At 73.5% G+C, this 4,967-nt stretch carries 5 protein-coding genes; 4 read left to right on the top strand and 1 reads right to left on the bottom strand.

The window, feature by feature from the left end:
- The 4 genes from AB0O00_RS26180 to AB0O00_RS26165 all read left to right on the top strand — a co-directional run.
- Positions 1–576: alpha-hydroxy acid oxidase (locus tag AB0O00_RS26180; RefSeq protein WP_363655700.1), on the top strand; the 576-nt coding region annotated here is incomplete at its 5' end.
- 64 nt (positions 577–640) lie between these two features.
- Positions 641–1,417 (top strand): methyltransferase domain-containing protein, encoded by a 777-nt coding sequence (locus AB0O00_RS26175; RefSeq protein ID WP_363655698.1) that lies wholly within the window; start codon positions 641–643, stop codon positions 1,415–1,417.
- A 281-nt stretch (positions 1,418–1,698) separates the two neighbouring features.
- Positions 1,699–2,631, top strand: coding sequence for an alpha/beta hydrolase (locus AB0O00_RS26170; RefSeq protein WP_363655696.1), 933 nt, complete (start codon positions 1,699–1,701; stop codon positions 2,629–2,631).
- Positions 2,632–2,636: 5 nt separating this feature from the next.
- A complete protein-coding gene (locus AB0O00_RS26165) occupies positions 2,637–3,953 on the top strand; it encodes a PLP-dependent aminotransferase family protein (RefSeq protein WP_363655694.1) in 1,317 nt (438 codons plus the stop codon).
- Positions 3,954–4,028: 75 nt separating this feature from the next.
- On the opposite strand, the gene AB0O00_RS26160 is transcribed toward AB0O00_RS26165, so the two are convergent.
- Positions 4,029–4,967 (bottom strand): transposase (locus AB0O00_RS26160; RefSeq protein WP_363655692.1); only part of this gene is annotated, 939 nt, incomplete at its 5' end.

Here is a 4,967-nt window from a genome sequence, read left to right as displayed (position 1 = left end):
CCCGCCGTCCGCGCCGTCAACCTCGACCCGGCCCTGATGGCCGCCAGCCACCGGGCCGCGAACGGGAGTTCGGGCATCGCCGACCACGCGCGCGAGCAGTTCGACCCCTCGCTGACCTGGGCCGACCTCGCCTGGCTGCGCGGGCGCACCCGGCTGCCGCTGGTCCTCAAGGGCGTCCTCACCGCCGAGGACGCCAGGCTCGCCGTCGAGCACGGCGCCGACGCCGTTGTGGTGTCCAACCACGGCGGACGCCAACTGGACGGCGCCGTGCCCGCGTTGGCCGCGCTCCCGGAGGTCGTGGACGCCGTGCCCGGTACGCTGCCCGTCCTCCTCGACGGCGGCGTGCGCACCGGCGCGGACATCGCCGTCGCCCTCGCCCTCGGCGCCTCCGCGGTCCTGATCGGCCGCCCGGCGTTCTGGGGCCTCGCGACCGGCGGCGAGGCCGGCGTGCGGCGCGTCCTCGACCTCCTGCACGACGAACTGGAGCACACGCTGGCCCTGTTGGGCCGCCCCCGGCTCGCCGACCTGGACCGCACGGCGGTCACCGCCTGGCCGACCGGCCGCGCCCGATCCTGACGGCGCTCAACCTGGCAGTCTGCAACCCCGACCGCGCTCAACCCCCAACCGGGAGTACTGGCTTATGACGAAGAACGAGGACCGCTTCCCCGGCTGGGACTGGGACGACCCCGACGGCCTCACCACCCGCCTCGACGCGTTCAGCGAGTCCGTCGCGACCTGCACGAAGCTGGAACCGGCACCCGGCGGCCCGCCCCGCGACCACGCCGGATTCCGCGAACTCGGCCTCACCGGAATCGAGTTCGCCGCGTTCCGGACGGCGCACCCGCACGGCCTCGGCACCGACCTCGCCACCCTGCGCAGCCCCGACGCCGCCACCGAGCCCGGCACGCTCTACCGCGTCGACGGCGACCGCTGGTTCACCCAGCTCGACGTCTCCCAGCCACTGCCCTTCGCCGACGCCAGCGTCGACTGGGTCTACGCCGAGCACCTGATCGAGCACGTCACCCTGCCCGTCGCGGTCGGCTGGCTGCGCGAGGCCCGCCGCGTCCTGCGCCCCGGCGGCGTCCTGCGGATCACCACCCCCGACCTCGCCCGCTACCTGGTCGGCTACGCCACCGGCGACGGCTTCCTCGCCAGGCACCGCCGCCGCCTGACCACCCTCGGCTTCGGCCCGCCGATGCCCGCGCGCCCCGCCTTCCTGGTCAACCAGATCTTCCGGCACTACGGTCACCAGTGGATCTACGACCTCGACGAGCTCCGGCACGTCCTCACCCAGGCCGGCTTCGAGGACGGGTGGATCCGCCACTGCGACTACCGCGAGGGCGCCCGCGCCGACGTGGCCGACCTCGACACCGCCTTCCGCACCGACGAGACCATCTACGTCGAGGCCGACCGCTGACCAGGAGTTTAGGGGTGTGCCTTTCGGGTCAGGCCGGGTGCCGCGACGCCAGGGCACGCGCCTCGCCGCGTTGTCGTCGGTCGCCGATGTCCCCCAGCCTGACGGCCGGGAGGTGCCCCCACCGCATGGACTCTCCCCCAGCCTGACGGCCGGGAGGTGCCCCCACCGCATGGACTCTCCCCCAGCCTGGCGGCTGGGAGGTGCCCCCATCCTCCGCCTTGCGATGCACGCACCCTGACGCCGCGGCCCTCCGACCCGACCCGAAAGGCACACCCCCACCCATGCCCCTCCACCCCCAGGCCGAGGCCCTGCGCGCCCGCCGCGCGAGCACCGGCGCTCCGCCCCTCTACACCCTCACTGTCGCCGAGGCCCGCGCCGCCGACCTCGCCGACATCCGCGCGTCGGCGGGCACACCCGAACCGGTCGCCTCCGTGGAGGAGTTCGCCGTTCCCGGCCCCGGCGGCGAGCTCGCCCTCCGCCTCTACCGGCCGGACCGCGGCGGCGAACTGCCCGTCCTGCTCTACCTGTTCGGCGGCGGCTGGACCCTCGGTTCGCCCGACACCAGCGACGCCGTCTGCCGCCGCCTGACCAACGCCGTCGGCTGCGTCACCGCCTCCGTCGGCTACCGGCTCGCCCCCGAACACCCCTTCCCCGCGGCCCTCCACGACTGCCGCGCCACCGTCCACTGGCTGACCGCCCACGCGAAGCGCCTCGGCCTCGACCCCGCCCGCCTCGCCATCGGCGGCGACAGCGCGGGCGGCAACCTCACCGCCGCGCTCACCCTCCTGCTGCGCGACGAGGACGGCCCGGCCGTGCGCCACCAGCTGCTCGTCTACCCCAACACCGACCACGGCGCCGACACCCCGTCGCTGCGCGAGCACGACGACCCGCTGCTCTTCAACCGCCGCTCGGTCGCCTGGTACTGGGGCCACTACCTCGCCGACCCGGCCGACGGCGCCCACCCGCACGCCTCCCCGCTGCGCGCCCCGAGCCTGGCCGGCCTGCCGCCCGCGACCGTCATCACCGCCGAGTACGACCCGCTGCGCGACGAGGGCGAGCAGTACGCCGTCGCCCTGCGCGCCGCCGGCGTCCCGGTCGACGCACGGCGCTACGAGGGCGTGCCGCACGGCTTCTTCGCCATGACGGGCGTCCTGGACGCCGCCGCCGAGGCCCAGCAGTACGCCGCCGACCGCCTGCGCGAGGCCCTGCGATGACCCCGATGACCCGGACGACCCGGACGACCCCGACGACCCTGGACCTGGCCGAGCTGCACGCCTCCCTCTCCGATCCGCTGCTCGACGCGATGACCTTCCTGAACGAGGTCACCATCCGCTACCCCGACGCCGTCTCCTTCGCCCCCGGCCGCCCCTACGAGGGCTTTTTCGAGCCCGAGGACGTCCCGGCGTACCTGGACGCCTACCTCGCCCACCTGGCCGGCCGCGGCCTCGGCCGGGACGCCGTCCGCACTGCGCTGTTCCAGTACGGCCCCACCAAGGGCATCATCGCCGACCTGGTCGCCCGCACCCTCGCCAACGACGAGGGCCTGACCGTCGCGCCCGAGGCCCTCGTGCTGACCGTCGGCGCCCAGGAGGGCATGCTGCTCGCCCTGCGCGCGCTGTGCGCCACGCCGGACGACGTCCTGCTGGTCAGCTCGCCCTGCTACGTCGGTGTCACCGGCGCCGCCCGGCTGCTCGACCTCACCACCCGCCCCGTCCCCGAGGGGCCGGCCGGCGGGCCCGACCCGGAGGCCGTCCGCGCCGCAGCCCGGGCCGTCCGCGCCGAGGGCCGGCGCCCGCGCGCGCTCTACGTCGTTCCCGACTTCGCGAACCCGTCCGGCACCAGCATGCCCGTCGAGGCCCGCACCCGGCTGCTGGCGGTCGCGCAGGCCGAGGACCTGCTCGTCATCGAGGACAACCCGTACGGCTTCTTCGCCCGCGAGGGCGGCGAACGGCCCACCCTCAAGGCGCTCGACCGCCACCGCCGGGTCGTCTACCTCGGCTCGTTCGCCAAGACCTGCTTCCCCGGCGCCCGCCTCGGCTACGTCGTCGCCGACCAGGAGGTGACCGGCCCCGGTGGTCGGCACACCCTGCTCGCGGACGAGCTGGCCCGGCTCAAGAGCATGACGACGGTCAACACCCCCGCCCTCAGCCAGGCCGTCATCGGCGGCATGCTGCTGCGCCACGACTGCCGCCTGCGCGCCGCCAACGCCGCCGCCACGGCCCACTACGCGGCCGGGATGGACACGCTGCTGCGTGAGCTGGAACGGCACTTCCCGGCGTCCGCACGCCGCCGCCTCGGGATCTCCTGGAACCGGCCCGAAGGCGGCTTCTTCGCCGTCCTCACCGTGCCGTTCACCGCCGACGACGCGGCGATGGAACGCTGCGCACGGGACTACGGCGTGCTCTGGACGCCGATGGCGCCGTTCTACCCGTCCGGGGGAGGGGAACGCCGACTGCGGCTCTCCATCAGTTCGGTGACGCAGGATCAGATCATCGATGGCGTGGCCAAGTTGACGGCCTTCATCACGTCCTGCTGAGCGGAACGACGAGAGGGCCCGGCCACCACAGACACTGTTGGTTAATTCGGGCCTCGTTACTCCGCCCCGCCGGATTCATCCGGCGGGGCGGAGTGCTGCGAAGTGGCTGGTACGGGTGCGGGCTCGGGGCGTGTCGGTGAGGTGGGCGTTGATGCGGACAAGGTTGATGGCAGCCCCGGTGAGCTGGTGCTGGAGGCTGGTCTTCGCCAGGCCCCTGTAGCGTGATCTGCGCAGGCCACAGCGGTGGACACCTTGGGAGATGGTGCCTTCGACTCCGGCGCGGATCTTGTAGCGGTCCTTCCACTCGTCGGTCTGCTGCTCGGCCCTGGCCGCTCGGAGAGCGTGGTGTTCGTCGTGCTGCCGCAAACGCAGTTCGCGTCGCTGCGCGGTGGGCGAGTTGACGCATTCGCCCCGAGCCGGGCACGGACGGCAGGCGGTCACGGAGAACTGCACCCGGATCACCGGCAGGCCTTCCTGGGAGAGCCGGTTGCTCCAGGTCCTGCTGGTATGACCGCCAGGGCAGGTGACCTGCTTGCGGTCCCAGTCAATGGTGAACGCTTCCTGGTCGTAGCCGTTCGTCCTGCCGGTCTGCGCGCTGGTGTTGGCCGCGACCGGGCCCTGCAGCCCGACGCCGTGGTCGGTACGGGCGGCCACGATCTGAGCCGCGGCGCAATACCCGGCGTCCACCCAGTGCTCGTCGGGCAGACAGTCGCGCGCGGCCAAGCCGGCGTGGACGACTGCGGCCATCCGGTCATCGGGGACGGTCGCGATGGTGGTGGCCACGTTCGTGATCAGGTTCGGGGTGCCTTCCTCACAGGTCTCGGTGAGGTGGACTTTGTAACCGTCCCAGAGGGTGTCGCGTTTGACGCCGCCCCGTGCCTCAATGTCATAGGGCGTGACCAGGCGCATCGCGCCTGGCGGCCGGTCTTTTGGGCCCCGCCTGGCCACCTCGCCTTCGACCAGGTGGAAGTGCTGGACCCACACCCGCCGCAGGGCCTCCACCTCCGGCAGCGC

Origin of the sequence: Kitasatospora sp. NPDC093558 (assembly GCF_040683475.1) — a bacterium.
In the GTDB taxonomy this organism is placed as follows: Bacteria; Actinomycetota; Actinomycetes; order Streptomycetales; family Streptomycetaceae; genus Kitasatospora.
This window is presented reverse-complemented; position numbering and strand designations above follow the sequence as displayed.

Excerpts from the sequence above, each read along its gene's own strand:
- AB0O00_RS26165 (WP_363655694.1), top strand. The coding sequence starts at position 2,637 with ATGACCCGGACGACCCGGACGACCCCGACGACCCTGGACCTGGCCGAG.
- AB0O00_RS26175 (WP_363655698.1), top strand. The coding sequence starts at position 641 with ATGACGAAGAACGAGGACCGCTTCCCCGGCTGGGACTGGGACGACCCC.
- AB0O00_RS26170 (WP_363655696.1), top strand. The coding sequence starts at position 1,699 with ATGCCCCTCCACCCCCAGGCCGAGGCCCTGCGCGCCCGCCGCGCGAGC.